The 23,879-nt window shown below is 71.0% G+C and carries 24 protein-coding genes; 13 read left to right on the top strand and 11 right to left on the bottom strand.

Features of this window, described 5'->3' with window-relative positions; genetic code table 11:
* The first annotated feature begins 45 nt into the window (after window positions 1–45).
* Together ACIQMX_RS33235 and ACIQMX_RS33240 are read left to right on the top strand one after the other, a co-directional pair.
* Window positions 46–618 (top strand): TetR family transcriptional regulator, encoded by a 573-nt coding sequence (locus ACIQMX_RS33235; protein ID WP_363068956.1) that lies wholly within the window; start codon window positions 46–48, stop codon window positions 616–618.
* A gap of 143 nt (window positions 619–761) precedes the next feature.
* On the top strand, window positions 762–1,250 hold the full coding sequence (locus ACIQMX_RS33240; RefSeq protein WP_402483725.1) for a MarR family winged helix-turn-helix transcriptional regulator: 489 nt from the start codon (window positions 762–764) through the stop codon (window positions 1,248–1,250).
* 14 nt (window positions 1,251–1,264) lie between these two features.
* Here ACIQMX_RS33240 and ACIQMX_RS33245 read toward each other — a convergent pair whose 3' ends face one another.
* The 4 genes from ACIQMX_RS33245 to ACIQMX_RS33260 form a co-directional block, all read right to left on the bottom strand.
* Window positions 1,265–2,020: a Mut7-C RNAse domain-containing protein gene (locus tag ACIQMX_RS33245; RefSeq protein WP_363068960.1), complete on the bottom strand. Its 756-nt coding sequence runs from the start codon at window positions 2,018–2,020 to the stop codon at window positions 1,265–1,267.
* A 62-nt stretch (window positions 2,021–2,082) separates the two neighbouring features.
* On the bottom strand, window positions 2,083–2,922 hold the full coding sequence (locus tag ACIQMX_RS33250; RefSeq protein ID WP_402483728.1) for an SDR family oxidoreductase: 840 nt from the start codon (window positions 2,920–2,922) through the stop codon (window positions 2,083–2,085).
* 269 nt (window positions 2,923–3,191) lie between these two features.
* On the bottom strand, window positions 3,192–3,722 hold the full coding sequence (locus ACIQMX_RS33255) for a GNAT family N-acetyltransferase (RefSeq protein ID WP_402483730.1): 531 nt from the start codon (window positions 3,720–3,722) through the stop codon (window positions 3,192–3,194).
* A gap of 29 nt (window positions 3,723–3,751) precedes the next feature.
* On the bottom strand, window positions 3,752–4,573 hold the full coding sequence (locus ACIQMX_RS33260; protein WP_363068966.1) for a helix-turn-helix domain-containing protein: 822 nt from the start codon (window positions 4,571–4,573) through the stop codon (window positions 3,752–3,754).
* Window positions 4,574–4,663: 90 nt separating this feature from the next.
* Here ACIQMX_RS33260 and ACIQMX_RS33265 point away from each other — a divergent pair, with 90 nt between their 5' ends.
* On the top strand, window positions 4,664–5,236 hold the full coding sequence (locus ACIQMX_RS33265; RefSeq protein ID WP_402483733.1) for a TIGR03086 family metal-binding protein: 573 nt from the start codon (window positions 4,664–4,666) through the stop codon (window positions 5,234–5,236).
* Here the strand turns inward: ACIQMX_RS33265 and ACIQMX_RS33270 are convergent.
* The 4 genes from ACIQMX_RS33270 to ACIQMX_RS33285 form a co-directional block, all read right to left on the bottom strand.
* Window positions 5,169–5,486, bottom strand: coding sequence for a hypothetical protein (locus ACIQMX_RS33270; protein WP_402483735.1), 318 nt, complete (start codon window positions 5,484–5,486; stop codon window positions 5,169–5,171). The two genes, ACIQMX_RS33265 and ACIQMX_RS33270, sit on opposite strands and share 68 nt — an antisense overlap.
* 169 nt (window positions 5,487–5,655) lie before the next feature.
* Window positions 5,656–6,192: a DUF3291 domain-containing protein gene (locus ACIQMX_RS33275; protein ID WP_402483737.1), complete on the bottom strand. Its 537-nt coding sequence runs from the start codon at window positions 6,190–6,192 to the stop codon at window positions 5,656–5,658.
* A gap of 48 nt (window positions 6,193–6,240) precedes the next feature.
* Entirely contained in the window at window positions 6,241–6,984 is a 744-nt protein-coding gene (locus ACIQMX_RS33280; protein WP_402483738.1) for a helix-turn-helix transcriptional regulator, read from the bottom strand.
* Window positions 6,985–7,064: 80 nt separating this feature from the next.
* The gene (locus tag ACIQMX_RS33285) at window positions 7,065–7,502 is read right to left on the bottom strand and encodes a hypothetical protein (RefSeq protein ID WP_003968390.1); all 438 of its coding nucleotides are present in this window, start codon (window positions 7,500–7,502) and stop codon (window positions 7,065–7,067) included.
* Between the two features lie 279 nt (window positions 7,503–7,781).
* Here ACIQMX_RS33285 and hemL point away from each other — a divergent pair, with 279 nt between their 5' ends.
* The 7 genes from hemL (at window position 7,782) to ccsB (ending at window position 15,733) form a co-directional block, all read left to right on the top strand.
* A complete protein-coding gene (hemL, locus tag ACIQMX_RS33290; protein WP_363068975.1) occupies window positions 7,782–9,098 on the top strand; it encodes a glutamate-1-semialdehyde 2,1-aminomutase in 1,317 nt (438 codons plus the stop codon).
* Window positions 9,095–9,796 (top strand): histidine phosphatase family protein, encoded by a 702-nt coding sequence (locus ACIQMX_RS33295; protein WP_219567288.1) that lies wholly within the window; start codon window positions 9,095–9,097, stop codon window positions 9,794–9,796. Before hemL ends, ACIQMX_RS33295 begins: the two co-directional genes overlap by 4 nt.
* Window positions 9,797–10,155: 359 nt before the next feature.
* The gene (locus ACIQMX_RS33300; protein ID WP_402483741.1) at window positions 10,156–11,418 is read left to right on the top strand and encodes a hypothetical protein; all 1,263 of its coding nucleotides are present in this window, start codon (window positions 10,156–10,158) and stop codon (window positions 11,416–11,418) included.
* Between the two features lie 67 nt (window positions 11,419–11,485).
* Window positions 11,486–12,094 carry a TlpA disulfide reductase family protein gene (locus ACIQMX_RS33305; protein WP_363068979.1) on the top strand — a complete coding sequence of 203 codons (609 nt, stop codon included), beginning with the start codon at window positions 11,486–11,488 and terminating at the stop codon, window positions 12,092–12,094.
* A 4-nt stretch (window positions 12,095–12,098) separates the two neighbouring features.
* A complete protein-coding gene (locus ACIQMX_RS33310) occupies window positions 12,099–12,860 on the top strand; it encodes a cytochrome c biogenesis protein CcdA (protein WP_328949138.1) in 762 nt (253 codons plus the stop codon).
* 6 nt (window positions 12,861–12,866) lie between these two features.
* A complete protein-coding gene (locus tag ACIQMX_RS33315; protein ID WP_402483744.1) occupies window positions 12,867–14,654 on the top strand; it encodes a cytochrome c biogenesis protein ResB in 1,788 nt (595 codons plus the stop codon).
* A complete protein-coding gene (gene ccsB / locus ACIQMX_RS33320; protein WP_363068983.1) occupies window positions 14,651–15,733 on the top strand; it encodes a c-type cytochrome biogenesis protein CcsB in 1,083 nt (360 codons plus the stop codon). Before ACIQMX_RS33315 ends, ccsB begins: the two co-directional genes overlap by 4 nt.
* Before the next feature lie 70 nt (window positions 15,734–15,803).
* Here ccsB and ACIQMX_RS33325 read toward each other — a convergent pair whose 3' ends face one another.
* The 3 genes from ACIQMX_RS33325 to ACIQMX_RS33335 form a co-directional block, all read right to left on the bottom strand.
* Entirely contained in the window at window positions 15,804–17,369 is a 1,566-nt protein-coding gene (locus ACIQMX_RS33325; RefSeq protein WP_402483746.1) for an ABC transporter substrate-binding protein, read from the bottom strand.
* Window positions 17,362–19,482, bottom strand: coding sequence for a hypothetical protein (locus ACIQMX_RS33330; protein ID WP_402483748.1), 2,121 nt, complete (start codon window positions 19,480–19,482; stop codon window positions 17,362–17,364). The genes ACIQMX_RS33325 and ACIQMX_RS33330 overlap by 8 nt, the downstream gene beginning before the upstream one ends.
* 125 nt (window positions 19,483–19,607) lie before the next feature.
* Window positions 19,608–20,003: a PLD nuclease N-terminal domain-containing protein gene (locus tag ACIQMX_RS33335; protein ID WP_363068989.1), complete on the bottom strand. Its 396-nt coding sequence runs from the start codon at window positions 20,001–20,003 to the stop codon at window positions 19,608–19,610.
* Between the two features lie 526 nt (window positions 20,004–20,529).
* Here ACIQMX_RS33335 and ACIQMX_RS33340 point away from each other — a divergent pair.
* The 3 genes from ACIQMX_RS33340 (at window position 20,530) to mqnP (ending at window position 23,848) form a co-directional block, all read left to right on the top strand.
* On the top strand, window positions 20,530–21,246 hold the full coding sequence (locus tag ACIQMX_RS33340; RefSeq protein ID WP_363068991.1) for a lytic polysaccharide monooxygenase: 717 nt from the start codon (window positions 20,530–20,532) through the stop codon (window positions 21,244–21,246).
* A 230-nt stretch (window positions 21,247–21,476) separates the two neighbouring features.
* Entirely contained in the window at window positions 21,477–22,934 is a 1,458-nt protein-coding gene (locus ACIQMX_RS33345; RefSeq protein ID WP_219573355.1) for a menaquinone biosynthesis decarboxylase, read from the top strand.
* Window positions 22,931–23,848 (top strand): menaquinone biosynthesis prenyltransferase MqnP, encoded by a 918-nt coding sequence (gene mqnP / locus ACIQMX_RS33350; protein ID WP_363068993.1) that lies wholly within the window; start codon window positions 22,931–22,933, stop codon window positions 23,846–23,848. The genes ACIQMX_RS33345 and mqnP overlap by 4 nt, the downstream gene beginning before the upstream one ends.
* The last annotated feature ends 31 nt before the right edge of the window (window positions 23,849–23,879 follow it).

The following is a 23,879-nucleotide window of genomic DNA, read 5'->3' on the forward strand; positions in this document are numbered from 1 at the left end:
CGGTCGAGCTGGCATGTCAACAGCTGTTGGCCTACAGTTGTTGACGTGACGAAAGCCTCCGCAGCCCCTCGCCGCTCCGACGCCACCAAAGCCGCGATTCTCGAAGCGGCCCGCGAGCGCTTCGCGGCCGACGGATACGAGCGCGCCACCATCCGGTCCATCGCCCGCGACGCGAACATCGATCCGTCGATGGTGATGCGGTACTACGGGAACAAGGAGGGCCTGTTCGCCGCCGCGTCCGTGATCGACCTGCGGATGCCCGGGCTCGGGGCGATGCCCGGCAAGCACATCGGAGCCGTCCTCGTAGGCCACTTCCTGGACCGCTGGGAGCAGGACGACGTGCTCACCGGCCTGCTCAGGGTCGGCGTCACCAACGAGGCCGGCGCCGAGCGGGTGCGGGCCGTGTTCGCCGAGCAGCTCGGGCCGATAGCCGAGGGGGTCTGTCCCGACCCTGCGGACGCGCCGCGCCGGGCCGCTCTCGTGGCCTCGCAGATCCTGGGTATGGCGCTCGCGCGCTACGTCCTGCGCATCCCGCCCGCGGTGTCGATGGAACGTGACGACGTGATCGCCTGGCTCGCGCCCACCGTCCAGCGCTACCTGACGGCCGAGCAGCCGTAGCGCCGGGCGGTCGTGGGGCGGGGCGGTTGTGGGGCGGGGCGGCTGTGGAGCCGGGTGGCCGTGGCGCCGAGCAGCCGTGGTGCCGAGCAGCTGTGGTGCCGAGCCGTCGCCGCGACCCGGTGTCTGCTCCGTACACTCTCTGCATGCCGCAGAAGTCCCCCGCCCCCCGCCGCAGCGCCCTGCTGGCCGAGCTGACGGTCGCCTCGCGCCGCTACATGGCCTCGTACGCCCTGTTCAACCAGGCGGTGGCCGACCATCTGCGGCTGCACCCCACCGACCTGCAGTGTCTGAACCTGCTGGGCCTGGAGGCCGGCCCGGTCACCACGGGCCGGGTCGCGGAGCTGACCGGGCTCACCACCGGGTCTGCGACCCGGCTCGTCGACCGGCTGGAGCGGGCCGGCTATGTGACCCGCGCACGGGACATGGCCGACCGGCGGCGGGTACTGGTCACGACCGTGCCGGAGCGGATGGCGGAGTTCGGCGCGGTCTGGGAACGGTTGAACGGCGGCTGGGCGGCCCTGTTCGAGGCGTACGACGACGACGAGGTCGCCTTCCTCATCGCCCATATGCGGCGGACCGTGGAACTGAGCGCGACGCAGATCGAGAAATTGCGCGACGGCGACGCGCCCTGACGCGGGGCGCGGACTCAGTCGCCGGACGGACCGGAACCGGCCGGGGGGCTGCCGAAGTCGCGGACGGCCTCGGTGACGATCGCCTCCAGCCGGGCGTGATGGGCGCCGCGCCAGTACACCCGGTCGCACTCCGTGCACTGCGCGAAGACGTCGTAGGACTTCTGCGTTCCGTGCTCCAGCTGCCCGCTGACGGAGTCCTTGTCGGCTGCCGCCAGCGGTCCGTTGCACGCCGTGCACCGCGTCCACGGGGCGAGGTCCGGCGCGAACCGCTCCAGTACGTCGCGCAACTGCGCCTCGGGGCGGTCGCTGTAGACGTACGCCCCCGCCCAGATCTCGCGCCGGTGCAGCAGTCCCCGGTCCCGGGAGAGCAGGACCCGCCGCTCCTTCGCCGAGCGGGTGGCCAGCGCGGGGTCGCCGATGTCCTCGCTCTCGTACGCCGCGTCGACCCCGAGCAGGCGCAGCCGCCGGGCGAGGGTGCCGAGGTGGACGTCGAGCAGGAAGCGCAGGGGCGCGCCCGGCACGCGCTGCGGGCGCTCGACGGCCCGGACCTCGACCCGTTCGCCCGCTGCGGGGATGTGCGACACGGGCACGGGGTGTCCGTCGACGAGGAGCTGCCCCGCCTCGGTGAGCGGGACCCCGAGCGATTCCACGACGTGGCCGAGGGTGGACGAGCCGTCGGTGGTCACGGCCGTCCGGCCGCGGCGGCGTTCGTGCGCGACGAAGAGGCGTAGTCCAGGGGCGACTTCGAGGTGGATCTCGGGTCCGTTCACCTGGTCAGGATGTCATCGGGGCGGGTGGACCGGCCACGGGTTTCGGCCCGGGAGCGCGGGTGTCAGGCGCGGAAGGCGGCGGCGTGGTCGGCGGCCCAGGCGGCGAACGTACGGGCCGGACGGCCGGTCAGTTTCTCCGTTTCGCCGGTGACTTCGGCGGCGGCGCCGTCCGTGGCGGCCCAGTGGTCGAGCAGGCCCTCGGCGATCTCCTCCGGCACGAAGGGGGACACGGCGTCCTTCCAGGCGGCCCTGCTCACCGTGCGGAAGGCGGCGCTGCTGCCCGACGCGGCGGCCAGGAGCCCGACCTGCTCGGCGGCGGTGAGGGACTCGGGGCCGGTCAGGTGGTACGCCGTGCCCCGCAGCCGGATGTCGGTGAGGACGGCGCGTGCGGCTTCGGCGATGTCGGCCTCGTCGATGGGGCTGGTCCCGCTGTTCGGGTAGGGCAGTTCCACGGGGCGGCCGGACCGGATGGACTCCGACCACTGGTAGGCGTTGCCCGCGAAGGCGCCGGGGCGCAGCAGGGTCGTGGTGAGGGGCGAGGCGATCAGCGCCTGCTCCACCGCGTGGTGGGAGGCGGCGATCGGGTTGGCCCCGGGGTCCGGGTCGAGGACCGAGCTGGAGGAGAGCAGGACGATGTGCGCGACGCCGGCGGTCTGCGCGGCGGTGAGGAACTCGTCGACATGGGACGGCTCGGCGTAGAGGAAGACGGCGTCGACGCCTTCCAGGGCGGCGGCGAAGGTGCCGGGGTCGCCGAGATCGCACAACACCGACGGGACGCCGCCGGGCAGCGGGAGTTCGCCGGGGTTGCGGGAGCCGGCACGCACGCCGTGGCCGTCCCGGTGCAGGAGCGTGACGAGTGCGGAGCCGACGCGGCCGCGGCTGCCGGTGACGAGGGTGAGCACGGAGAGGTCTCCTCGGTGAGAGTCGGTGAGAGGGCGGGACGGATCATGGGCCGGCAGTGGCTGCGAAGCGCTGAAGTCGCTGTGCACAGCAGCTGCTGAGCACAGCAGTCGCTAGGCGCAGAAGCTGCGTGACGCAGATAAATATCCAAGAGCGGCCCACGTCCGTCAAATGCTTTGCGCGCTCCGTGCGGGCGCCCGGTGCTTTGCACGCCCCCGTGCGGGCGCCCGGTGCTTTGCACGCCCCCGTGCGGGCGCCAGGCCCCGGCCGCTCAGCGATCCGGGTGGAGGTCCAGCCGCCAGTCGTTGGTCAGCAGCGGGTGCCCCGGCGGGTACTCGATCTCGCACTCGCCCCGCAGCAGGAAGCCCGCCCTGCGGCACACCCCGTTCGACGCGGCGTTGTCCACGGACGGGTAGGCGTGCAGATAGCGGTGCTTGCGCGCGGCGCGCGCCTGCGCGGTCACGGCTGCCGTCGCGGCCGACGCGATGCCCCGGCCCTGGAACTCCGGGAGGACGGCCCAGCCCGTCTCGTACACCTCCCGGCCCTGCCAGGTGCGCTCCCAGAAACCGATGGTGCCCACGGCATCGGCTTCGCCGGGCAGCGCGATGCGGTACATCCTGCCCCGGCCCTCCCGGTCCGCGCTCAGGGTCACATAGCGGCCGTGACGCCCTATGAGCTGCTCCTCCGACTCGGGACCGCCCAGGTGGTCCATCAGCTCCGGGACGTTGGCACGGCGGAGCAGTTCGAGGTCGCTGTCCGACCAGGGCTCGATACTCACGGATGGTGCTTCGACGCGGTCCATGTCCGAACTGTAGGGCGGGCCGCTGACATTCAGCGGGCACCCAGCACGGTCGGCGGGACTCCGACCGTCGCGGTGAAGTCTCTGACCAGGTGCGCCTGGTCGCTGTAGCCGAGATCCGCGGCGAGTCCCGCCCAGTCCACCGCCGGGTCCGACTCGGCGCGCTCCAGCGCCTCGTGGATGCGGTAGCGCAGGATGACCCACTTGGGGCCGACGCCCACGTACGTGGCGAAGAGCCGTTGCAGCGACCGCGCCGACAGGCCCTCGGAGCGGGCCAGTTCACCGACGCGGCGGACGGTGCGGTCGGTGCGTACGAGATCGACCAGGGCCATCGCCCGTTCGGCCTGCGGATCCGGTTCCGGGCCGAGCGCCAGCAGGTACGCGTCGAGCGCCGCGACCCGTGCGTCCTCCTGCCCGGGGTCCAGCACGGCCGACGGCGGCGCGGGCGGCGTGAACACCTCGGCGGCCGGGACCCGGCGGCCCGTCCAGTCGGACACCGGCCGGTCCGGCGCGAACGGCCGGAAGCCGCCCGGCCGGAACTGCACACCGCAGACCCGTCCCCGTCCCTCCAGCTTCTGCGTGAAGAGTTCCAGGCCGATGCCCGAGACCTCCGCGAACCCGGCCTCCTCGTCCCCGCAGCCCGCGTACCGCTCGAAGACGAGGTTGACGCTGGGGTGCGGGACCAGATGGGAGGCGTACGGCTCGCGCAGATCCCAGTCGATCAGCCAGTAGTGCTCCAGATACGGGCGCAGCGCGGGGGCGGGCTCGCGGCGCCGGAAGCGTACGTGCGTGAACAGTTCCGGGGCGTCGACGATGCCCCGGGTGTCGCGTCGGGGACCTCGGGAGCCGGACATGGCTGCCGATCCTATGACCCGGTTCGCTTTCGCGTCCCGGCTGTCGCGTTTGTTCAAGACACCGGACGCCGCCGGATGGATGGTCGGAGCATGAAGACGATCAGTGAATTGCTGGATGCCGCGGCGGGCAGCGCGCTGCCCGTGGTGCGGGGGATCGACGACCGACGGCTGGACGATCCCACACCGTGCGCGCAGTACGACGTCCGTGCCCTGGTCGGCCACCTCTCCCGGGTGGTCGTCAACTTCACGGAGCTCGCGGCCAGGCGGGACGCGGACTTCGGTGCTGCCCCGGACGCGGTCACCGGGGACTGGCGGGGTCGTTTCGGCGAGGAGACGGCCGCCCTGGTCGAGGCGTGGGCGGCGCCGGGGGCGGAGGAGGGGACCGCGGGTTCCATGGGGTTCCCCGCGCGGACGGTCGGGCACATGGTGCTCGGCGATCTGACGGTGCACGCGTGGGACCTGGCGCGGGCCACGGGTCAGGAGTTCGTGCCGGACGCCGACGTGGTGGACGAGCTCGGCCCCGCCATGGCGGGGATGGCCCCGAAGGCCCGCGAGGCGAAGGTGTTCGGCGAGCCCTTCCCCGTACCGGACGGGGCTAGCCCCTTTGAGCGGGTGCTGGCGCTGACCGGTCGTGATCCGGGCTGGCAGCGGCCCCGGGCGTGACGCCGGTGGCCGGAATGCGCGTGTCCGGCGCGGCCGGGCCGTCGTAGAGCGTGCCGAGGCTCTCGTAGGCGTCGTCGACGATCTGCTCGGCGTCCACGAGCATCGCGCGCTCGGCGAGCCGGGCGGCCTGATGGGTGTACGGGGACGGCGGCGCCGGGTGCCGGCGCCGCCACCAGGTATCGCAGGCCGCGTAGATGCCGGAGGCGAAGACCAGCAGGGGGATGGACAGAGCCAGCAGAGTGTCGCCCATGGCAGGCTCCTTCAGTGTCGATGCCTCCTGCATCGGCAGGTCCGGCAGGTCTACTGAAGATCATTCTTCGGCCAATGAATGGCCGGATAGGGCTGGCCGACGGACGCTCTTCGTGCAGGTCAGCGCCTGGGGTGACGCCGGCTGGACCGCGTGTTCGGCGCCGGCCGGGTCAGCGGTGTGCGTGTTCGGCGGGCGTGTGTTCAGCGGCGGAGGAGCCGTCGTCGCGGGGGTGCCCGGCGTCGCCGGGGGAGCCGGTCGGAGGCGGGTGCGGCGCCCGGAAGGTGAACGCCCCGGGCCCTTCCCCCTTCTCGCGGATCAGGGCGATGCGGCCCATGGCCTCCTCCACGCTCGGGCGGTGCCCCGCGGGGACCCACCACAGCGCGACGGAGACGTCGGCCAGGCGCTCGAACCAGTCCCGGCGGCGTGCGAGGACCTTGAGGTGGTCGCTGCGGTACGTGTAGTTCCGCAGTGCTTCGACGGATTCCCAGACAGAGCAGTTGATCAGGAGCAGGTCGTCGTCGCGCTCGGGGCGCAGGTTCGTCGCGTCGGCTCCGCTGTCGTCGACCATGCGCCAGACGAAACCGGGAGCCCGGTCGGCGACGGCGTTGATCTCCTGGAGCTGGGCGACGAAGCCGGCCAGCTGGGGGCTGTCGAGTGGGGCGAGCATGCGCCCGACGTTGACTTGGGCAAGGTGGAAGTCGCTCACGGGGCAAGCATGCCCGGGTGAGGCTTCTAAAGTCAACGGATGCTGTTTTTAGACTTCGGGTGCGGCTTGGGGCGTGGCTTCGGGTGCGGTTTGCGGTGCGGCCTCCTCCGCGCCCTTGGCCCCCTCTGCCCCCTTCGTCCCCTCCGCGGCCTCGAGCGCGACGCAGCACCCCTGCGGAAGCGGATCCATCGCCGCGTTCCAGCTCTGGCCGCCCGGCAGTCCCTTGAGCAGGCCCTCGATTCCGGCCAGGTTCATCCCGCAGACCAGGGCGGGGAACTGATCGGCCAGCGCATGGAAGGGGCAGTTGTTCAGCCGTACCGTCCCGCCGTCCCGGAACGGCTCGTAACCGCGCGCCCGCAGGACCTCGACCGGATCCGCCTCGCACCCCGGATCGCTCCCCGAGGCCTCCCCGGCCGCCCTCGCCGCCGCCTGGAGTTCCCCGTCGAGCCCGGCCCGCTCCACCACCTCGGCCAGCAGCCGACCCGCGGAGTCGTACGAACGGGGCGGCACCGAAACCGTGCGCTCGCCCTCGGCCCTCCGGTACAGCTTCGAGGGCCGCCCGGACCCCGGGCCGCTGCGCCCCGAAAGCCGCCGGAAGCACACCTCCAGCAGGCCGGCCTCGACCAGCTTGTCCAGGTGGAACGCGGCCAGTGAACGGGACACCCCGACCGCCTCGGCCGCGGCGTCCCGTCCCACGTCGCCCGGTGTCCCGGCGACGTGCCGGTACAGTCCCCGCCGCACCGGGTCCCCCAGTGCGGCCAACGCCTCCAGGGCGGCATCCTCGCTGCTCACGGCGTAATTCTATAACTAACGACGATTGACGAAGGGGTCGCCGACGGGCCCCTCGACGGGGTCGCTCCGAAAGGGACGGGTCAGGGCCAGACCAGGCAGTACGCCTGGTGTCCCGCGTCGTGCAGACGGTGGCTGAAGTCCTGCCACTCGTGCAGCAGTTGGTAGACGTTGAACGCGTCGCGCGGGCCGCCGCGGTCCGGGACCGTCGACCAGATGAAGGCCGCGGCGCCGACGGACTCCTCGCCCACGCCGCGCAGCGGGTCCACGACCGTCATGGGGAGCTTGACCACCGCGTAGTCGGGGTGCAGGACGACCAGCTCCAGCGGCGGGACCTTGTGCAGGGGTATGCCCTGTATGCCGGTGAGGACCATCGCGGCGACGGTCTCGGGCTTGATCTTGGTGAACATGCCGCCCATGCCCAGTTCGTCGCCGCCGAGCTCCTCGGGGCGCATGGAAATGGGCACCCGTGCGGCAGTGGCGCCGTCGGGAGCACCGAAGTACTTGTAGGTCACCCCCATCCCGCCACTGCTCCTGCTTCCGGCTCCGACCTGCGCACCGCCGGCCTGTATGCCCTGCTTGCGCTCAGCCTCGCGCCGGTGCCGACCCCGCCGGGCAGGCTCGGGCCCCAGGTCGTCGGTCCCTTCGCCCACTTCGCCACCGCGATGCATATCTCATCCACCCGACTACTAACTAGGAGACACAGCCCCCGCCGCGCAACCCGATCATCGTGTCAGTGACCTCCCCCACGAACGTGCGGTGAAACACCCGTCCGCAAGTCCGTCCGCGGCTCTGACACCATGGCATGTGTGAGCTTTCCCTATGACGCCCCAGTTTCGCAGACGCTTTTCGACCGCGCGTCCCTCGTGACGCCCGGTGGCGTGAACTCTCCCGTGCGTGCCTTCCGGGCCGTGGGCGGTACGCCCCGCTTCATGGTCTCCGGTACCGGTCCGTACCTCACCGATGCCGACGGTCGTGAGTACGTCGACCTCGTCTGCTCGTGGGGGCCGATGATTCTCGGCCATTCCCACCCCGATGTCATCGCCGCCGTCCAGGAGGCCGTCGCCCGCGGCACCTCGTTCGGTACGCCCGGCGAGGGCGAGGTCGCGCTCGCCGAGGAGATCGTGGCCCGGGTCGAGCCCGTCGAGCAGGTACGGCTCGTGTCGTCCGGCACCGAGGCGACCATGTCCGCGATCCGCCTCGCCCGTGGCTTCACCGGCCGGGCGAAGATCGTGAAGTTCGCCGGCTGCTACCACGGCCACGTCGACGCGCTGCTCGCCGCCGCCGGGTCCGGCCTTGCGACCTTCGGGCTGCCGGACACGCCGGGTGTCACCGGCGCCCAGGCCGGCGACACGATCGTGCTGCCGTACAACGACCTGGAGGCCGTCCGGGCCGCGTTCGCCGCGCAGCCCGGTGAGATCGCCTGTGTGATCACCGAGGCGTCGCCGGGCAACATGGGCGTCGTACCGCCCCTGGACGGCTTCAACGCCGGGCTCAAGGAGATCTGCGCCGCCAACGGTGCGCTGTACATCTCCGACGAGGTCATGACCGGGTTCCGCACGTCGAAGGCCGGCTGGTTCGGCGTCGACGGGGTGCGGCCCGACCTGATGACGTTCGGCAAGGTCATGGGCGGCGGCTTCCCGGCCGCGGCGTTCGGCGGACGTGCCGACGTGATGGCGCACCTGGCCCCCGCCGGCCCCGTCTACCAGGCGGGCACCCTGTCCGGTAACCCCATCGCCACCGCCGCCGGTCTCGCGCAGCTGCGGCTGCTGGACGACGCCGCGTACGCGAAGGTCGACGCGGTCTCCGCGGAGATCCGGGGGCTGGTGAGCCAGGCCCTCGACAAGGAGGGGGTCGCGCACACCGTGCAGGCCGCGAGCAACATGTTCTCCGTCTTCTTCACGGACGGTCCGGTGCGCGACTACGAGGACGCCAAGCGGCAGGAATCCTTCCGCTTCACCGCGTTCTTCCACTCGATGCTGGCGCAGGGCGTCTACCTCCCGCCGTCCGCGTTCGAGTCGTGGTTCGTCTCCACCGCCCACGACAGCCGGGCCGTCGAGCGGATCGCCGCCGCGCTGCCCGCCGCAGCCCGCGCCGCATCGGAGGCCACCGCATGAGCGAGACCAGCAGCAACGCCGGACGCAAGGACATCACCGTCGTCCACCTGATGCGCCACGGAGAGGTGCACAACCCGGAGGGCGTGCTGTACGGGCGCCGCCCCGGCTACCACCTCTCCGAGCTCGGCCGGCAGATGGCCGACCGGGTCGCCGAGCACCTCGACAAGCGCGACATCACGCATGTCGTCGCCTCCCCGCTGGAGCGGGCCCAGGAGACGGCGACGCCGATCGCCAAGACGCACGGTCTGGACCTCGCCACCGACGAGCGGCTCATCGAGGCCGCCAACGTCTTCGAGGGCAAGACCTTCGGCGTCGGCGACGGGGCGCTGCGCAAGCCGGACAACTGGAAGCACCTGACGAACCCGTTCCGGCCCTCGTGGGGCGAGCCGTACATCGAGCAGGTCGTACGGATGATGGGCGCCCTGGACGCGGCGCGCGACGCGGCCCGCGGCCACGAGGCGGTGTGCGTCAGCCACCAGCTGCCGATCTGGATCGTCCGCAGTTTCGTGGAGCGGCGGCGGCTGTGGCACGACCCGCGCAAGCGCCAGTGCACGCTGGCCTCGCTGACCAGCTTCACGTACCAGGGCGACAAGATCGTGTCGGTCGGGTACTCGGAGCCGGCCCGGGACCTGGTGCCGGCGCATCTGCTGGCGGGAGCGAAGCCGGTGAAGGGGGCGTCGAAGGGGTTCGGCGCGTAGCCGGCCGTTGACCGGGGGGCGGGGGCCCGTTCGGGGTGGGCTGGGGAAGCGCCCCGGGCGCGCCCGGTGGCCGTTCGTCCTCAGTCGCCGGACGGGCTTGACGGGGCCGCCCCGGCCATGAGGCCGCCCCGGGCTCCTCGCTGATCGCCTGTGGGCCGACCGGGCGGAATTTCGCCGTCCGGGGTTTTGGCCTGCCGTTTTGTGGGCGGGTTCGGGGTCGATCTTGTGTTCGGCCATGGCTGGGTCTGGTTCCGTAAAGAATTGTGTGCTAATTCGAGGAACCCTCGTGTTGCTTCACTCATCTAAGTCTTTGTCAGTTTGTATGGACTTGAGGCAAAACGACCGCAGATGGGAACAGCATGCGCGACATCAGCCGAAGGGGTTTGCTCGGAGCTGGACTCGGAACCGCGGCCGCCATCGGGATGGCGGGCTGCAGTTCCTCCGGCGGGTCCGGTACCGGCGGTACGGTGCCGGACAAGGGGGCCAAGGGGGAGAAGGGCGCCGACGGCGCGGTCAAGGGCAACGGGCCCGCGAAGAAGAGCGTCCGTCTCATCGGGGACGGTTCCACCGCCGACACCGGGAAGCAGCCGAACCAGCCGTCCGCGCCCGTGCCGCTCGAACCCGGGCAGAAGCCGCCGCAGTTCGTGATCTTCTCCTGGGACGGCGCCGGCGAGGTCGGCAACGGACTCTTCCCGCGTTTCCTCGAACTTGCCAGGGAACACGACGCGAAGATGACCTTCTTCCTCTCCGGCCTGTATCTGCTGCCCGAATCGAAGAAATCCCTCTACCGTCCGCCCAACAACCCCATCGGCGCCTCCGACATCGGTTATCTCACCGACGGCCACATCAAGGAGACGCTGAAGGGCGTGCACCAGGCCTGGCTCGACGGCCATGAGATCGGCACGCACTTCAACGGGCATTTCTGCGGCGGCTCCGGATCGGTGGGCGACTGGACGCCCTCGCAGTGGCAGAGCGAAATCGATCAGTCGATCTCCTTCGTCACCGAATGGCGCACCAACACCGGCTGGACCGACCTCGACCCGCTGCCTTTCGATTACCGCAAGGAACTCGTCGGAGGCCGCACCCCCTGTCTGCTCGGGCAGGACAATCTGCTGCCCACCGCGAAGAAGCTGGGCTGGCGCTACGACGCCAGTTCGCCCGGCGGCACCCAGGTGTGGCCGACCAAGCGCATGGACGTGTGGGACCTGCCGCTCCAGGGCATCCCGTTCCCCGGGCACAGCTTCGAGGTCCTCTCCATGGACTACAACATCCTGGCCAACCAGTCGCAGAATTCGACCAGGGGAATGCCGTCGCGCTATCCGGGCTGGCGGAACCAGGCCACCCAGTCGTACCTCAGCGGTTTCCAGCGCGCGTACGAGACGAACCGTGCGCCGTTCTACATCGGAAACCACTTCGAGGAGTGGAACGGCGGCATCTATATGGATGCGGTCGAGGACGCGCTCAAGCACATCGCGGGGAAGCCGGATGTGCGCCTCGTCTCCTTCCGGCAGTTCGTCGACTGGCTCGACGTCCAGGACCCGGCGGTGCTCGCGAAGCTTCGTACGCTGGAGGTCGGGCAGGCCCCCGAAGGCGGCTGGAACACGTTCTTTAAACAAGCCTGACAACGGGCTTTACGGGCACCGAGGGGGGTGCCCAAGATCCCCGAAACCGCCATGCGAAACTTTTCACATGAGCTATGGCCGCGCATCCCGACGCCGCTTCACCCTGCTCGCCGCACCCGCGGCGGCCGTCGCGCTCGCACTGACGCTGAGCGCGTGCAGTTCGGGCGGCACGAGCGGTGGCGGCGGCGACACGAACTTCGTCACCGGCAACGGCGGGATCTCGACCGCGGCCAAGGGCGAGCGGGCCGACGCGCCGAAGCTCGACGGCGAGAGCCTGGACGGCGGGAAGCTCGACCTCGCCGACTACCAGGGCAAGATCATCGTCCTCAACGTCTGGGGCTCGTGGTGCGCCCCGTGCAGACTGGAATCGAAGTACTTCAACAAGGTGGCCAAGGAGACGAAGGACCAGGGCGTCCAGTTCGTCGGGATCAACACCCGCGACCCCGAGCGGGCCCAGGCCATCAGCTTCGAGAAGGACTTCGGGGTCACCTACCCCAGCTTCTACGACAAGACCGGCAAACTCCTGCTGCGGTTCCCCAAGGGAACCCTCAAGCTGCAGTCCATCCCGTCGACCGTCGTCATCGACCGGAACGGGAAGCTGGCCGCCCGCTTCGTGGGCCCGGTCGACGACACCAATCTGCACAAGATGATCGACCCGCTGATCGCGGAGAAGTGATCAGGTGATCACCCTCGCCGCAGCCACCCAGAACGAGACGGTCCTGAGCGGGGCACTGCTGGTCGCCCTGCCCATCGCCCTCCTCGGCGGGCTCGTCTCCTTCTTCTCGCCCTGCGTCCTGCCGCTCGTCCCCGGCTACCTCAGCTACGTCACCGGCGTCAGCGGTGCCGACCTGGCCGACGCCCGGCGGGGGCGCATGGTCGCGGGCGCCTCGCTGTTCGTGGCCGGCTTCACCGCCGTGTTCGTCTCCGGCGGCGCGCTCTTCGGCTACTTCGGCGACACGCTCCAGGAGAACAGCGGACCGCTCACCAAGATCCTCGGCGTGCTGATGATCCTGATGGGGGTCTTCTTCATGGGCCTGATGCCGTGGATGACCCAGCGCGAGTTCCGCATCCACAAGAAGCCGGTCACCGGCCTGGTGGGCGCCCCGCTGCTCGGCGCGCTCTTCGGGATCGGCTGGACACCCTGCCTCGGCCCGACGCTGAGCTCGGTGAGCATCCTCGCGATGGACCAGGGAACCGCCGGCCGCGGAGCGATACTGACCGTCGCGTACTGCCTCGGCCTCGGCATCCCCTTCGTGCTCGCGGCCGTCGCCTTCCGCAAGGCGCTCGGCGCCTTCGGCTGGGTCAAGCGCCACTACGCATGGGTCATGCGCATCGGCGGCGGCATGATGATCGTGACCGGGCTGCTCCTGCTGACCGGCGTGTGGGGCAGCATGATGCAGGAACTACAGGGCTGGTCCGCCGGCTTCACGGTGGGGATCTGAGTACCGATGAGCAACACCACGTCCAACCCGTCCCAGGAGCGCGAGCACCCCGATGAGCGGGAGGTGCGCGCCGAGCAGGACCGGGAGACCGCCCGGGAGCTCGGAGCCGCCGGCTCCCAGCTCTCCACCGCGCCGCGCGAGGAGGTCCTGGCGAGCCTTCCCGCCATGGGGATCATCGGCTGGGTGCGCTGGTTCTGGCGTCAGCTGACCTCGATGCGGGTCGCGCTGATCCTGCTCTTCCTGCTGTCGCTCGGCGCCATTCCCGGCTCGCTGATCCCGCAGAACAGCGTCGACGAACTCAAGGTGCAGACCTTCAAGGGACTGCACACCACCGTCTCGCCGATCTACGAGAAGCTCCAGTTCTTCGACGTCTACAGCTCGGTGTGGTTCTCCGCGATCTACATCCTGCTGTTCGTCTCCCTCATCGGCTGCATCGTGCCGCGCACCGGCACGTTCATCGGCCAGCTGCGCAGCCGCCCGCCGGGCGCCCCCAAGCGCCTGGCCCGGCTGCCCGCGTACACCACCTGGCGCACCGAGGCCGAGCCCGGGCAGGTCCACGAGGCCGCGCTCAGGATGATGCGCAAGCGCCGCTACCGGGCCCACGTCGACGGGAACGCGGTCGCGGCCGAGAAGGGCTATCTGCGCGAGGCCGGGAACCTGATGTTCCACATCGCGCTCATCGTGATGCTGGTGGCCTTCGCCTGGGGACAGCTCTACAAGTCCGAGGGCGCCAAGCTGATCGTCGAGGGCGACGGGTTCTCCAACACGATCACGCAGTACGACAACTTCAAGTCCGGCTCGCTCTTCGACGAGGACGCGCTGGCGCCCTTCAGCTTCACCCTCGACGACTTCATCGGCACGTACGAGCGCAACGGCCCGCAGGTCGGCACGCCCCGGACGTACGAGGCGCGCGTGACGTACTCCGAAGGCGCCTACGGCAAGCCGAAGAAGAAGGTCATCAAGGTCAACGAACCCCTGGTCGTCGACGGTACGAAGGTCTACCTCAACGCCCACGGCTACGCGCCCGTCGTCTCCGTCAAGGACGGCAGGGGCAAGGAGGTCTACAAGGCCGCCGTGCCGCTGCTGCCCCTCGACAACAACGTCACCTCGTCCGGTGCGATCAAGGTGATGGACGGGTACCGCGACAAGAACGGCAAGAAGGACCAGCTGGGCTTCCAGGCCTTCTTCGTGCCGACCTTCGCGGGCAGCGGCAAGGGCACGATGTTCTCGCAGTTCCCGGCCGCCGACATGCCGGTCCTCGCGCTGAACGGCTTCCACGGCTCGCTGGGCGTCGACTCCGGACTGGCGCAGAACGTCTACCAGCTCGACAAGTCGAAGATGAAGGAGTTCAAGGACTCCAAGGGCGAGCAGCTCAAGCAGCGGCTGCTGGTCGGCGAGACGATGAAGCTGCCCGACGGAGCCGGCTCCATCACCTTCGAGGGCCTCCAGGAGTGGGCGAGCTTCCAGATCTCGGAGCAGCCCGCCAGCGGCTGGGCGCTCACCGGAGCCATCGGCGCGATCGCCGGACTGGCCGGCTCGCTGTTCATCCAGCGCCGCCGGGTCTGGATCCGTGCCGTACGCGGCGCCGACGGCGTCACCGTCGTCGAAATGGCGGGGCTCGGCCGCAGCGAGTCCGCGAAGCTTCCCGAGGAGCTGGCCGATCTCGCGGTCACGCTCAACGCCGTCGCGCCCACGGCGCCCGGCCCAGACACCGACCCCGACACCGATCCGGATTCCGGCACCCACGTCGTCGCCGCGTCCTCCGCAGAACCTTCCGAAGGGGCTGAGAAGTGAATCTCGCCGCCGCAACCAACGAGAATCTGGCACACACCAGCAATGTGCTGATCTACTCGTCGATGGCCGTCTACACCCTGGCCTTCTTCGCGCACATCGCGGAGTGGGTGTTCGGGTCCCGCAGCAAGGTCGGCCGCACCGCCGCCTCACTGACGGCCGAGCAGGCCGCCGCCGGCACGGTGAAGGTCCAGGTCGCGCAGAAGGGCGGCAGCACCGCCGTCCTGGAGCGGCCGAAGATCGTCACCCGGTCCGCGGCCGGATCACGCGACGTGCCGGACGGTCCCGGCGCCGCGGGCGGCACCTTCAAGGGCGACCTCTACGGGCGGATCGCGGTCTCCATGACCGTGCTGGCCTTCCTGATCCAGGCGGGCGGGGTCGTCTCCCGTGCCCTGTCCGTGCAGCGCGCCCCCTGGGGCAACATGTACGAGTTCTCCATCACGTTCTCCACGGTGGCGGTCGGCGCGTACCTGGCTCTGCTCGCGCTGAAGAAGAACGTCCGCTGGATGGGCCTGATCCTGGTCACGGCCGTCCTGCTGGACCTCGGCCTCGCGACCACGGTGCTCTACACCTCCAGCGACCAGCTGGTGCCCGCGCTGCACTCGTACTGGCTGTGGATCCACGTCTCCACCGCCATCATCTGCGGCGCCGTGTTCTTCATCGGCGGCATCGGCACGCTCATCTACCTCTTCCGCGACAGCTACGAGAGCAAGATCGCCAACGGCGGTGAGCCGGGTGCGTTCGCCCACTCCGTGCTCTCCCGGATGCCGTCCGCCTCCAGCCTCGACAAGTTCTCGTACCGGATCAACGCGGCGGTCTTCCCGCTGTGGACGTTCACGATCATCGCGGGCGCGATCTGGGCCGGCGACGCCTGGGGCCGCTACTGGGGCTGGGACCCCAAGGAGGTCTGGTCCTTCATCACCTGGGTCGCGTACGCGTGCTACCTGCACGCCCGCGCGACGGCGGGATGGAAGGGCCGCAAGGCCGCCTACCTGGCGCTGATCGCCTTCGGCTGCTGGATCTTCAACTACTACGGCGTCAACATCTTCGTCACCGGCAAGCACTCCTACGCCGGCGTCTGAGACCCGTCGCGGACACCACGGCTGCCCGTTCCCGCTCCGGCGGGGCGGGCAGCCGTTCGCGTATCGCGGGTCAGGGCGCCGAGGCCGGGGGCAGGCACTGCTCCTTCGGCGGCGCCCCCTCGGGCCACGCCAGTGCCGAGAACCGCTGGTGCGGCGGGTCCGGTGCCAGCTCCACCACCGGGACGGCCTTGTTGTACGGGTTGCCGTGGTTGTCCAGGCAGATCCAGCCGCTGGCCCCCCGCACCCGCAGCGAGCCCTTCACGCGGGGCCACTGGCCGCCCACGTCCTCCATGTCCGGCAGTTCCTTCCCGTCCGTGGTCGCCCGCCGGATCCCGGCGACCGCCAGGGTCATCGCGTCATGGGCGATGATCAGCTGCCCGTCGGTCAGGTCGTCGTGCGCGGTCGGCCCGATCGGGCCGACCGGCTTCTTGCCCACCTCGGCCAGCAGATCGGTGAACGCCCGGTAGTCCTGCGCCGAACCGCCGGCCGGCTTCTTCTTCCCCGCCGCCACCGCGGGCCAGGCGTCCGGGTGCGCCAGCGAGGCGTAGCGGACCGTCACCTTGCGGCGCAGCGCGTTCCGGTCGAGCTTCGTGTCGTCGCCCAGGTAGGAGCCCTCGTCGCCGGTGAGGACGGTGAAGCGGCGGTTCTGGCAGCCGCGCGCGCCCAGCGCGTTGACGAACTGGCGCAGCTGCACATGGCGCCCGGCGAAGAACACCGTGTCCGCGTCCGTGTCGCAGATGAGGTGGGTGATCTGCTCGAACGTGTTGGCCGTGGTCCCCTCGTCGTACGGATCCTTCCGCGAGGTGAACAGCTGCGGCTCGTACTTCGAGCCCTTCAGCAGCGTGCTGAACGCCGACTTCAGGGTGTCCGTGTAGTGGTCGCCGCTGCGGGTGTCCTGCACCAGCAGCGCCTTGTCGGCCTTGACCTCACCGAAGGAGGCCAGGGCGCGGGCCTCGTCCCGGTTGGTGGGGGACACCCGGGCGAGGCCCGGGAACGGGTCGCCCGAGGGGCCGTTGGCGATGTCGTCGGCGGTGATCGTGGAGCCCACCACCGGAATCCCGGCGCCGGTCAGCTCCTTCACCGCCTCCTTGGCCTGCGTACTGCTGATCGCGACCCCGGACACCGCACGCAGCCGGTGCGGGGCTCCCGTCATCGTCAGCAGCCGGTCCACCACGGGCTGCCACAGCAGGCTGTTGCTCCCGGTGTTGGCGAGGACCAGCCGGATCTGCGGGACCTGGCCGTTCGCCCGGTGGTTGGACCGGTACTGCGCGGCGAACGCGCCCTGGAGCTCGTGCAGCACCTTCGTCCGCATGGACGCGTCGGTCGAGGTCAGCGGGAGCAGCAGCGCGACCGTCGCGTACCGGCCGGCCTTCAGGGTGCTGTTCTCCCGGCCGATGGCCGCGGCGACCTCGGTCAGCTGCGGCTGCCCGAAGTCGTAGCCGTCCCCGGACACCCCGACGCACTCGTCGCTGTCCTGCGGGCGGGAGACCCCCGTCGCGCAGGACCGGTCCTCGGGCTCGGTCAGCCGGTCCGCCCCGTACCAGCCGGCCGTGACCAGCAGGGCGGCCACGACGACCGAGGTGATGATCTTCTGCCGGGTGGTCCACCACAGCCGGTACCGCAGCGGGTTACGCATCCGGGCCACCGTTCCCCGGACCCGGCTGCCCGGCCCGGACGGGCACGGGCGCGCCGGGCGGCATGGACAGTGCCCGCCAGTCGCGCAGGTCGCGCGGCCAGTGCGTCGCCGCGTCCCAGAGCACCGAGTGCCCCGTGGGATGCCTGCCGGACAGCTGCCGCAGCTCGTGCGCCATCTTGTCGATCACCTCTTCGTCGGGCAGGGCCAGCGGATCGGACAGCAGCCACACGGCGTGCAGCAGCCGCCGCAGCTGCAACTGGAGTTCGGCGGCCCGTTCGTCGAGCCCGGCGAGCGCGTCCCGTTCCTCGTCGGAGGCGGCCGCCCGGCCCAGCGCGACGGCCCGCCGCGGATCGGGCCCGGTGCTGCCGGGCGGGCGGGGGCAGGGGGCCGAGGCGATGAAGCGCAGCGCGTCGAGCCAGCTCAGCACGTCGGGCCGGGCGAACCGCACTCGCAGATGCGTCACGCAGTCCTCCGCCGCGCCCAGTACCAGCTCCTGGTGCAGGCGGTGCGGTTCGCTCGGGCAGCTGCCCCCGGCGGCGTACGCCGAACGCAGCGTCTCGTGCACCGCGCGCCACACCGCGTAGTACGGCGGGTCGTCGTCCTGGAAGCGCAGCCGGTGCAGCAGCAGCGAGCGCAGCAGCGGATCGGCGACGAAGTGCTCCGGCCCCACCGGCCAGTCCTCGGCCCGCAGCGCGTCCCGTACCCGCAGCGCCACATCGCCGTCCAGGGACTCCCCGCGCAGCCGGGTCGCGGCCAGCAGCCGGGCCGACTCCTCGCCGTGCGCGGCGGCCAGCACGCCCAGCACCTCCGGGCGCTGACCGGGCAGCAGCCGTTCCAGCAGCTCGTCGGCGACCCGGACGGGCGGCCGGTCCTCCCGCAGCTCCACCGTGCGCTCCAGCAGCGCCCCCGGCACCAGGCCGCCCTGGTCCGGCGACTCGCCCGCAGCCTGCGCCAGCAGGGCCACCCCCAGCGGGCGGCCCCCGGTCAGCCGGTGGATCCCGCGCGCCAGCCCGGCCGGGGTACGGCCGCGCGGGTCGTGCCGGTCGAGCGCGGAGCGCACATGGGCGGCGTCCAGCGGGGTGAGGCCGACGGCCAGGATGCCGGACGTCACCTCCGTGCCCCGCGTCCAGTGCGAGGCGTGTGCCACCTCGGGCAGCCGCCGGCGCACCGCGTGGCTCAGCCCCGCGTGGTCGTGGACGCGCGAGGACGCGAACAGGGCGATCTGATCGCGCACGCCGCCCGCGCGCTGCCGGAGGAGGGGTTCGACGAGCTGCCGGCCCAGTGGGGTGTGGGCGTTGTCGAGGAGCAGGACGGGGCGGCCGCGCCGGGCGCCGCGCGCCATGCCGCGGTAGGCCCGCGTCAGGTCCGCGACCAGGGCCAGCACCAGGTGGTCCTCGGCGCGGCGGCGCAGATCGCCGCCGCGTTCGAAGTCGACGGCGAGCTGCCGCAGTCCGATGCGCCCGTTGCCGCCTGCCTGCGGATAGGTTCCGTACCACTGCGCCGAGCGCCGCTGGAACCGGCTGAACGTCTCCTCCAGCACCGTCTCCACGGTCGCCTCGGCGACCAGGCCCGCCATCGGCGCCATCGAGTCGAACGCCCCGGCCGCGAGCTTCGTCAGGACCTTGGTGACCCAGCCCGTCGCGGTGTCGGCCCGGGTGTCGAGCGTCGCCAGGACGGGCCCGAGCGACTGGAGGTCGCGCTGGGCCCGGGACTCGTCCTCCCGCCGCCAGGACACCGAGGCCACCGCCACGAGACCCAGGGCGAGGCGGGGGAACTGCACCGGGCGGGCCGCGTGCACCCGCGCCGTGAGCTGTGTGGCCAGTTCGGGCAGCACGGCCGTCACGGGTGTCCAGCCGGGGCCCGGGTCCGCGGGCGGCCGTACGGCCTCGCAGTCCACGAGTGCGACCGGTGTGATCTCCCGGTACAGGCTGCGCAGTTGTTTGAGCGCGGCCGTCTTGCCCATGCCCCGGCCGCCGGTCAGCACCACGACGGGCGGGTCGTCTCCGTGTTCGCAGGTGACCCGTCGCGCACCGTGCGGAGTGAGACCGGTCAGGCGCGCCGCGAGTCCGTCGTCACCGAAAATTGCCTCGCGCCCGTACAGGTCTCGCTCCACAGCACCCCCAGCGCCGCCGCCCCGCCCCGATCTGTTGGCCCGTCAACACCAGGATATCGACCGGGTGTTGGAGGAGGGTGAAGATTTTCGAACGATCGTGATCGAGCGCTGCGGCGTGTCCGGGATCAGGTGGCGGGCGGGGGCGTCTCCGGGCCGCTCTCCCGCCGCTTGAGCTCGTCCTCGCGGCGGCGCAGGTCCGCCTCCCAGTCCTTGAGGACGGCCTCGTCCTTCTCGTTCTCGTCCTTGAGCGACTTCAGGAAGTCGGGGTTGTCGTCGGGTGCCACCCACTGCCGGCGGTGGCCGCGGTGCCATTCGGAGGGTGTACGGCCTCCCTCGGGCACCTGGCGCAGCTTGCCCGCGGCCAGCCACACGATCGGGCCGACGATCCAGAACAGCAGGATGATGAAGACCCAGGCGACCTTCGGCAGGTGCTTGGCCTCGTCCTCCGGGGTGTTCAGGCAGTCGATGAACGCGTAGATCGTCAGCGCCAGGGGCAGGAGATAGATCAGGGCCCGGAGCATGGTGGAGAGGTCCCCCCGAGGAGAGTTGGCGGGGCGATGCACCGCCCCGGTGACGCGCCCAGAGTAGCGGGTGTCCGTTACGTCCTCGGGGGAGCGGGCCGGGGTTCGGGGCCCGGCCGGGCGTGACCGGGCGTCGGCTGTCCGGGGCTCCGAAGATTCCTCGCTCTTCTCCCCGAAAGGCCTCATGGCCCCCGCGCGGGGGCCGGCTTCGCCGCGTGCCGTCAACAGGCCTACGCGGAAGGGGCATTGACGGTGGAAGGCCGCGATCGGCGTGACGCGGTCGCGGGTGGTGCGTCCTCTTGACGGACGTCCCGCCCCGAGTATGGTCTAGACCTAAAGGTGAGCCCCGGTCGACAGTGCGTGACCGGCGGCGCGCGAAGGGTCTGCGGGGCGGCGCCCCCCTCGCCACCGGCCGCACCCGTGTGTTCACCGTGCCCGGTACGCATCACGCCACGGGACCACGCCGGTGCGGGCGCGTCCTGACGCTGCCGTTGCCTTCGGCAGCCCCTTCAGCGAAGGAGTTGGCATGAACGCCAAGCGAAGACTGGCCCTCGTGATCGGCGCGGGCATCGCCCCCCTCATCGCGGTGGCCCTGCCCGCCACCACCGCGAGTGCGCACGGATACGTCTCCTCACCTCCGAGCCGTCAGGCCCAGTGCGCCGCGGGCGTCGTCGACTGCGGTCAGATCAAGTACGAGCCGCAGAGCGTCGAGGGCCCCAAGGGCCTGACGAGCTGCAGCGGCGGCCACGCGGACTTCGCGGAGCTCGACGACGACAGCAAGAACTGGAAGGCCACACCGGTCGGCAGCTCGGCCGACTTCTCCTGGCAGCTGACCGCCCGGCACGCGACGAGCAGCTGGCAGTACTTCGTCGGCGGGACCAAGGTGGCGCAGTTCAACGACGGCGGCGCCCAGCCCGGAGCCACCGTCACCCACCGGGTCGACTTCGGCTCCCTCACCGGCCGGCAGAAGGTCCTCGCCGTCTGGAACATCTCCGACACGGCCAACGCCTTCTACGCCTGCGTCGACGTGCAGATCGGCGGCGGCACCGGCCCGGGCGACCCCGGCGGCCCGGGCGACCCGGGCGACTGCGCGGCGTCCGCCTGGGAGGCCGGCCGGATCTACAACGGCGGCGACACCGCGTCCCTGGGCGACCACACCTGGCGCGCCAAGTGGTGGACGCAGGGTGAGCAGCCCGGCAGCACCGGCGAATGGGGCGTCTGGGAGGACCTCGGCGCCTGCTGACGCCGCCGCACAGGCCCGGCCCACGGGGGGCACGCCCGCCCACCGGTCGGCCGGCCCCATAGGGCCGTGCACGCCGCACCGGCCCGGCCCGCAGGGCCACGCCCTCGCGCCGGCCGGGCCCCGCGGCGCGGCCGCTTCTCCGCGGGACACCGCATCCCGCGGAGAGGCGCGGCCCGCGACCCGGGGGAGCCCCGGCGGCCGACGGCGGGCGGGATGACAGACTGGACGGCATGGCTTACGACGATCTTCGTTCCCTCCTCCGGGCCCTGGAGCGCGAGGGCGAGCTCAAGCGCATCAAGGCCGAGGTCGACCCCTACCTGGAGGTCGGTGAGATCGTCGACCGGGTGAACAAGGCCGGTGGGCCCGCGCTGCTCTTCGAGAACGTCAAGGGGTCCTCGATGCCCCTCGCCATGAACGTGTTCGGCACCGACAAGCGCCTCCTCAAGGCCCTCGGGCTGAAGTCCTACGCCGACATCAGCGACAAGATCGGCGGACTGCTCAAGCCCGAACTGCCGCACGGCTTCGTCGGCGTACGGGAGGCCTTCGGCAAGCTCGGCACGATGGTGCACGTACCGCCGAAGAAGGTGAAGAGCGAGAACGCGCCCGTCCAGGAGGTCGTCCTCACCGGCGACGACGTGGACCTGGACCGGCTGCCCGCGCTGTTCACCTGGCCCAAGGACGGCGGCTCCTTCTTCAACCTGGGGCTCACCCACACCAAGCACCCCGAGACCGGCGTCCGCAACCTGGGGCTCTACCGCCTCCAGCGCCACGACCGCCGCACCATCGGCATGCACTGGCAGATCCACAAGGACAGCCGCAACCACTACCAGGTCGCCGCCAAGCGCGGCGAGCGGCTGCCCGTCGCCATCGCCTTCGGCGCGCCGCCCGCGGTCACGTACGCCTCCACCGCGCCGCTGCCCGGGGACATCGACGAGTACCTCTTCGCCGGGTTCATCCAGGGCAAGCGCATCGAGATGGTCGACTGCAAGACCGTGCCGCTCCAGGTCCCGGCCAACGCCGAAGTCGTCATCGAGGGCTGGCTGGAACCCGGGGAGATGCTTCCCGAGGGGCCTTTCGGCGACCACACCGGCTTCTACACGCCGCAGGAACCGTTCCCCGCACTGACCATCGACTGCGTGACCATGCGGAAGCGGCCGCTGCTCCAGTCCATCGTCGTGGGCCGGCCGCCGACCGAGGACGGTCCGCTGGGGCGGGCCACCGAACGGTTCTTCCTGCCGCTGCTCAAGATCATCGTGCCGGACATCGTGGACTACCACCTGCCCGAGTCCGGTGGTTTCCACAACTGTGCGATCGTCTCGATCGACAAGAAGTACCCCAAGCACGCCCAGAAGGTGATGAGCGCGATCTGGGGTGCGCACATGATGTCGCTGACGAAGCTGATCGTCGTCGTGGACTCCGACTGCGACGTCCACGATCTGCACGAGGTGTCCTGGCGGGCGCTCGGCAACACCGACTACGCGCGTGACCTCACCGTCGCCGAGGGACCGGTCGACCACCTCGACCACGCCTCGTACCAGCAGTTCTGGGGCGGCAAGGCGGGCATCGACGCGACGAAGAAGTGGCCCGAGGAGGGCTACACCCGGGACGGGGGCTGGCCGGACATGGTCGAGTCCGACCCGGACACGGCGGCGAAGGTCGACCGCCGCTGGAAGGAATACGGACTGTGAGCGCCGCCGAAGCGACCCTGGGCTCCGGCCCCGCACAACCGAACAGCAAGGTCAGGGCGTTCCTGCGGCTCGTGATGATCGAGCACTCGGTCTTCGCGCTGCCCTTCGCCTACATCGCCGCGCTGACCGCGATGTTCCTGGACGACGGGTCCGTCCAGTGGATGACGCTGCTGCTCGTCACCGTCGCGATGGTCGGCCTGCGCACGTTCGCGATGGCCGCGAACCGGATCATCGACCGCGAGATCGACGCCCGGAACCCGCGCACCGCCGGCCGTGAGCTGGTGACCGGCGCGGTGTCGGTGAAGTCGGCGTGGACGGGCGCGCTGGTCGCCGTCGTCGTGTTCCTCGGGGCGGCGGCCCTGCTCAACCCGCTCTGTCTGGCGCTGGCGCCGGTCGCCGTGATCCCGATGGTCGTCTACCCGTACGGCAAGCGGTTCACGAACTACCCGCACGCGATCCTCGGTATCGCCCAGGCCATGGGGCCGGTCGGCGCCTGGCTGGCCGTGACGGGCAGCTGGTCGTGGGACGCGGTCATCCTGGGTCTTGCCGTCGGTGTGTGGATCGGCGGCTTCGACCTGATCTTCGCCTGCCAGGACGTCCAGGCCGACCGCGCCCACGGAGTGCTGTCCGTCCCGGCGCGCTTCGGCGTGCCGGCGGCGCTGTGGGGCGCGCGGGTCTGCCACGTCGTGACGACGGGCCTGCTGGTCTGGTTCGGCCTGGCCACGGAGGCCGGGCTCTTCTACTGGGTGGGCATGGTGATCGTCGCCGTGGCCTTCGTGTACGAGCACCGGGTGGTGCGGCCGCACGATCTGTCGCGGCTGAACCGGGCGTTCTTCCAGGTCAACGGGTTCATCGGGATCGCGCTCTTCGCGTGCGCGCTGCTGGATCTGCTGGTGCGCGGCCTGACGGTGTAATGCCCGTGGGCCGCCCGGCACGGCCGTGAAC

It is taken from the genome of Streptomyces sp. NPDC091416, assembly GCF_044756845.1.
GTDB lineage: Bacteria > Actinomycetota > Actinomycetes > Streptomycetales > Streptomycetaceae > Streptomyces.

What these genes read in the sequence shown, in the direction of transcription:
- ACIQMX_RS33295 (WP_219567288.1), top strand. Translation starts at nt 9,095, where the DNA reads ATGAGCGAGACCAGCAGCAACGCCGGACGCAAGGACATCACCGTCGTC.
- ACIQMX_RS33255 (WP_402483730.1), bottom strand. Translation starts at nt 3,722, where the DNA reads ATGGACCGCGTCGAAGCACCATCCGTGAGTATCGAGCCCTGGTCGGAC.
- ACIQMX_RS33305 (WP_363068979.1), top strand. Translation starts at nt 11,486, where the DNA reads ATGAGCTATGGCCGCGCATCCCGACGCCGCTTCACCCTGCTCGCCGCA.
- hemL (WP_363068975.1), top strand. Translation starts at nt 7,782, where the DNA reads ATGGCATGTGTGAGCTTTCCCTATGACGCCCCAGTTTCGCAGACGCTT.
- ACIQMX_RS33285 (WP_003968390.1), bottom strand. Translation starts at nt 7,502, where the DNA reads ATGGGGGTGACCTACAAGTACTTCGGTGCTCCCGACGGCGCCACTGCC.
- ACIQMX_RS33240 (WP_402483725.1), top strand. Translation starts at nt 762, where the DNA reads ATGCCGCAGAAGTCCCCCGCCCCCCGCCGCAGCGCCCTGCTGGCCGAG.
- ACIQMX_RS33300 (WP_402483741.1), top strand. Translation starts at nt 10,156, where the DNA reads ATGCGCGACATCAGCCGAAGGGGTTTGCTCGGAGCTGGACTCGGAACC.
- ACIQMX_RS33270 (WP_402483735.1), bottom strand. Translation starts at nt 5,486, where the DNA reads ATGGGCGACACTCTGCTGGCTCTGTCCATCCCCCTGCTGGTCTTCGCC.
- ACIQMX_RS33325 (WP_402483746.1), bottom strand. Translation starts at nt 17,369, where the DNA reads ATGCGTAACCCGCTGCGGTACCGGCTGTGGTGGACCACCCGGCAGAAG.
- ACIQMX_RS33315 (WP_402483744.1), top strand. Translation starts at nt 12,867, where the DNA reads ATGAGCAACACCACGTCCAACCCGTCCCAGGAGCGCGAGCACCCCGAT.
- ACIQMX_RS33345 (WP_219573355.1), top strand. Translation starts at nt 21,477, where the DNA reads ATGGCTTACGACGATCTTCGTTCCCTCCTCCGGGCCCTGGAGCGCGAG.
- ACIQMX_RS33260 (WP_363068966.1), bottom strand. Translation starts at nt 4,573, where the DNA reads ATGTCCGGCTCCCGAGGTCCCCGACGCGACACCCGGGGCATCGTCGAC.
- ACIQMX_RS33335 (WP_363068989.1), bottom strand. Translation starts at nt 20,003, where the DNA reads ATGCTCCGGGCCCTGATCTATCTCCTGCCCCTGGCGCTGACGATCTAC.
- ACIQMX_RS33340 (WP_363068991.1), top strand. Translation starts at nt 20,530, where the DNA reads ATGAACGCCAAGCGAAGACTGGCCCTCGTGATCGGCGCGGGCATCGCC.
- ACIQMX_RS33265 (WP_402483733.1), top strand. Translation starts at nt 4,664, where the DNA reads ATGAAGACGATCAGTGAATTGCTGGATGCCGCGGCGGGCAGCGCGCTG.